Genomic DNA, 4,379 nt, shown 5'->3' with positions numbered 1-4,379 from the left:
ACCCCGACTGAGCGTCCGGGCTCCCCGGCCCGGGCGAGCCGCCAGTGATTCCGGGACCCCGCGGCTCCCGGACACGCCTCGTCAGTTCGGGGAGCCTCGTCGATGTCAGGACCGGTCGTCGCGTCCAGCCTCCCGGACGGCTCCACCACCGGTGTCGGCGGTGCGGGCGGTGTCCCCGGAGTGCGTGGAGTCCCCCGTGTCCCCGCCGGTGTCGTCACCGTCGTTCCGGTCGTCACCGTCGTTCCGCTCGTCGTCGGGGCTGCGCAGTGTCTCCGGCGCCTCCCGGGGGCCGCGCCGACGGGCCAGCACGAAGTACGTCACCGCCCCGGCGAAGACCAGCATCGACGCCCACACGTTGACCCGGAGGCCGAGGATCTCGTTGGCCTCGTCGGCGCGCATCAGCTCGATCCAGAACCGCCCCGCCGTGTACCCGGCGACGTAGAGGGCGAACACCCGCCCGTGGCCGAGGCGGAACCGCCGGTCGGCCCACACCAGGAGCAGCGCGACCCCGAGGTTCCACAGCAGCTCGTAGAGGAAGGTCGGGTGCACCACGGTGAGCGGCACGTCGCTGACGGCCACGCCGTTCAGCGGCCCCGGGTTCTCCGGCGTGCAGGTGGCGGGCGGCACGCCCCCCGTGCCGCGGCAGTAGATCTCCAGCCCCCACGGCAGATCCGTCGGCCTGCCGTAGAGCTCCTGGTTGAAGTAGTTGCCGAGCCTGCCGATGGCCTGGGCGACGACGATGCCCGGGGCGACCGCGTCGGCCACGGCGGGCAGGGGGATCCCCCGGCGGCGACAGGCGATCCACGCGCCCACCGCGCCCAGTGCGATGGCGCCCCAGATGCCGAGTCCGCCGTCCCAGATGTAGAGGGCGTGGACCGGGTCCCGGCCTTCCCCGAAGTAGAGCTGCCAGTCGGTGAGCACGTGGTAGAGCCGGCCGCCGATCAGCCCGAACGGCACGGCGCACACCGCGATGTCCACGATCGTGCCTCTGGTGCCGCCCCGGGCGACCCAGCGGCGCTCGCCCCACCAGATGGCGACGACGATGCCGGCGATGATGCAGAGCGCGTACGCCCGCAGCGGGAACGGGCCGATCTCCCACACGCCCCGGTCCGGGCTGGGGATGGTCGCGAGGAAGGTGGTCGCGGCGGTGGTCACCGGGCCACCGTAGCGCGCGGGCGCGCCGCCGGGACGGGGGCCTCGGGACCTGGCCCGGTCACGCCCCGTTCGTCACCGGACGGCGGACGCCGTCGGCGAGGTCGGCGGTCAGCTCCGCCACCGCCTCAGGCCCGTCGGCCGCCTTCGCCACCAGGGCCGAGCCGACGATCACCGCGTCGGCGAATCCCGCCACCTCGGCCGCCTGCTCCCCGGAGCGGACGCCCAGGCCGACCCCGACCGGCAGATCGGTGTGCGCGCGGGTGCGGCGCACGAGCTCCGCGGCATTCGAGCCGACCGACTCCCGCGCACCGGTGACCCCCATCACGGCCGTCGCGTAGACGAAGCCGGTGGTGGCCTTCGTGGTGAGCGCCAGGCGCGCGTCCGACGACGACGGCGCCACCAGGAAGATGCGGTCCAGCCCGTGCTGGTCGGAGGCGGTCAGCCACTCCGGGGCCTCGTCCGGGGTCAGGTCCGGCGTGATCATTCCCAGTCCGCCCGCCGCGGCGAGGTCGCGGGCGAAGGCGTCCACGCCGTAGCGGTGCACGGGATTCCAGTACGTCATCACCACCGCACGCCCGCCCCGGGCGGCGACGGACTCCACGACCTCGAACAGGTGCTTGAGCCGGAAGCCGCCCCGCAGCGCCTCGTCCGCGGCGGCCTGGATGGTGGGCCCGTCCATCACCGGGTCGGAGTAGGGCACCCCGACCTCGACGAGGTCGGTGCCCGCGTCCAGGGTGGCGGCCAGCAGCTCCTTCGACCCGTCGACGGTCGGATACCCCGCGGGCAGGTAGGCCACCAGCGCACCGCGCCGTTCGTCCCTCGTCCGGCCGAACAGCTCGTCGAGCCTGCTCACACGTCCTCCACGAGGTTGAAGTAGCGGGCGGCCGTGTCCACGTCCTTGTCCCCGCGGCCGGACAGGCTGACCACGATCGTCGCGCCCTCGCCGAGTTCGCGGCCGAGGGTCAACGCCCCGGCGAGCGCGTGCGCCGACTCGATCGCGGGGATGATCCCCTCGGTCTTCGACAGCAGCTGGAAGGCGTCCATCGCCTCGGCGTCGGTGACCGCGCGGTACTCGGCGCGGCCGCTGTCCTTGAGCCAGGAGTGCTCCGGCCCGACACCCGGGTAGTCGAGCCCCGCCGAGATCGAGTACGCCTCGGTGGTCTGCCCGTCGTCGTCCTGCAGCAGGTACGACAGGGCACCGTGCAGCGTCCCGGGGCTGCCCTTCGTCAGGGTGGCGCCGTGTTGGTCGGTGTCCAGGCCCTTGCCACCGGGCTCCATCCCGACCAGCCGCACGTCCGGGTCGTCGAGGAAGCCGTGGAAGATGCCGATCGCGTTCGACCCGCCCCCGACGCACGCGGCGACCGCGTCGGGCAGCCGTCCGGTCGCGTCGAGGATCTGCGCGCGCGCCTCCTCGCCGATGACGGTGTGGAAGTTGCGCACCATCAGCGGGAACGGGTGCGCTCCCGCCGCGGTGCCCAGCAGGTAGTGCGTGGTGTCCACATTGGTCACCCAGTCGCGCAGGGCCTCGTTGATGGCGTCCTTGAGGGTGCGCGAGCCGGTGGCCACGGGCACGACCTCCGCGCCGAGCAGCCGCATCCGGGCGACGTTGAGGGCCTGCCGCCGGGTGTCCAGCTCGCCCATGTAGACCACGCACTCGAGCCCGAGCAGCGCGCACGCCGTGGCCGTGGCCACGCCGTGCTGGCCCGCCCCGGTCTCGGCGATGACCCGGGTCTTGCCCATCCGCCGGGTGAGCAGGGCCTGCCCGAGCACGTTGTTGATCTTGTGGGACCCGGTGTGGTTGAGGTCCTCCCGCTTGAGGAAGATCCGGGCCCCACCCGCGTGCTCGGCGAACCGGGGTGCCTCGGTCAGGCGCGACGGCCTGCCCGCGTAGTCGGTCAGCAGCCGGGAGAACTCGGCCTCGAACGCCGGGTCCTGCCGGGCCTTGTCGTACTCGGCGGCCAGTTCGTCGAGCGCGCCCATGAGCGCCTCGGGCAGGAACCGCCCGCCGTAGGGACCGAAGTGCCCGCGGGGGTCCGGGTCGTGGCCGGTCGGCGGCGTGGCTTCCGTACTCACCGGCTCGGCCTCGGGCATGCCGGGTGCGATCCCGCCGTGACGAGCTTGACCAGCGCGTTCTTCGGGTCGTCGGTGGAGACCAGGCCCTCGCCGACGAGCACGGCGTCCGCCCCGTGGCCCGCGTAGGCCATCAGGTCGCCGGGGCCGCGCACGCCCGATTCGGCGATCTTGAAGGTGTCCATCGGCAGCCCCGGGGCCAGCCTGCTGAACACGTCCCGGTCCACCTCGAGGGTGTGCAGGTTGCGCGCGTTGATCCCGACGACCGAGGCACCGGCCTCCAGGGCCCGGTCCGCCTCCTCGGCGTTGTGCACCTCGACCAGGGCGGTCATGCCCAGCGACTCCACCCGGTCGAGCAGGGACACCAGCGCGCTCTGCTCCAACGCCGCGGCGATCAGCAGGATCATGTCGGCGCCGTGCAGCCGGGCCTCGTGGACCTGGTACGGACTGACGATGAAGTCCTTGCGCAGCACGGGGACGTCCACCGCGGCCCGCACCGCGTCGAGGTCCGCCAGCGACCCGCCGAAGCGGCGGCGCTCGGTGAGCACGCTGATCACCCGCGCACCCGCGTCCTCGTAGTCCTTGGCCAGCGTCGCGGGTTCCGGGATCGCCGCCAGCTCGCCCTTGGACGGGCTGCGCCGTTTGACCTCGGCGATCACCCCGATCCCGGACTCACGCAACGAGCCCATCACGTCCCGCGGCGCCGGCGCGTGTTCCGTGCGCCGCTTCAGCTCGTCGAACGGTAACGCCGCCTCGCGTTCCGCGAGATCGGCCCGGACGTCGGAGATGATGTCTTCGAGAACGCTCACCGGGCGGCCCCACCGGGAGTCACGACTGTTGATTCACTCGCAAGGTGGCTCACAAAAACCTTCCCCTTCCCGCCGGACCGATGCTAACCCGCACGGTGTCGCGCATCGGCTCCGGGTCGGATTCGCCGTGCCTGCCGGGAACAAACACCGGTGTCACCGTTCGCGTGCCGTCGGATCGTCTCCCTCGGTGAGCGCGTTCCACAGTTCCGTGTCGTCGTCGCGTGCCGTCTCGGGTGCCGTCCCGTCCGCCCCGTCCTGCCCGGACGCGGACCGCCGCGCCGTCGTCGGCGCGGAGTACTTCGCCCCCATCCGGGGCATGGCGGGCCCCCGCCACGCCGCCACGGT

5 protein-coding genes are annotated in these 4,379 nt (G+C 73.0%); all 5 read right to left on the bottom strand.

Annotated features, from left to right (window positions below):
- Window positions 1-105 precede the first annotated feature (105 nt).
- On the bottom strand, window positions 106-1,155 hold the full coding sequence (lgt, locus tag ACTIR_RS24620; RefSeq protein WP_034241222.1) for a prolipoprotein diacylglyceryl transferase: 1,050 nt from the start codon (window positions 1,153-1,155) through the stop codon (window positions 106-108).
- Between the two features lie 58 nt (window positions 1,156-1,213).
- A complete protein-coding gene (gene trpA / locus ACTIR_RS0120520; RefSeq protein ID WP_026455673.1) occupies window positions 1,214-2,008 on the bottom strand; it encodes a tryptophan synthase subunit alpha in 795 nt (264 codons plus the stop codon).
- Window positions 2,005-3,246, bottom strand: coding sequence for a tryptophan synthase subunit beta (gene trpB, locus ACTIR_RS0120515; protein WP_026455672.1), 1,242 nt, complete (start codon window positions 3,244-3,246; stop codon window positions 2,005-2,007). The genes trpA and trpB overlap by 4 nt, the downstream gene beginning before the upstream one ends.
- A complete protein-coding gene (gene trpC, locus ACTIR_RS0120510) occupies window positions 3,225-4,034 on the bottom strand; it encodes an indole-3-glycerol phosphate synthase TrpC (RefSeq protein WP_026455671.1) in 810 nt (269 codons plus the stop codon). The genes trpB and trpC overlap by 22 nt, the downstream gene beginning before the upstream one ends.
- A gap of 153 nt (window positions 4,035-4,187) precedes the next feature.
- Window positions 4,188-4,379 (bottom strand): Trp biosynthesis-associated membrane protein (locus tag ACTIR_RS25625; RefSeq protein WP_199285657.1); only part of this gene is annotated, 192 nt, incomplete at its 5' end.

Source organism: Saccharomonospora iraqiensis subsp. iraqiensis (assembly GCF_000430445.1).
Taxonomy (GTDB): domain Bacteria; phylum Actinomycetota; class Actinomycetes; order Mycobacteriales; family Pseudonocardiaceae; genus Saccharomonospora; species Saccharomonospora iraqiensis.
The sequence above is the reverse complement of the archived record's forward strand: the minus strand, read 5'-3'. Positions and strand labels throughout refer to the sequence as shown.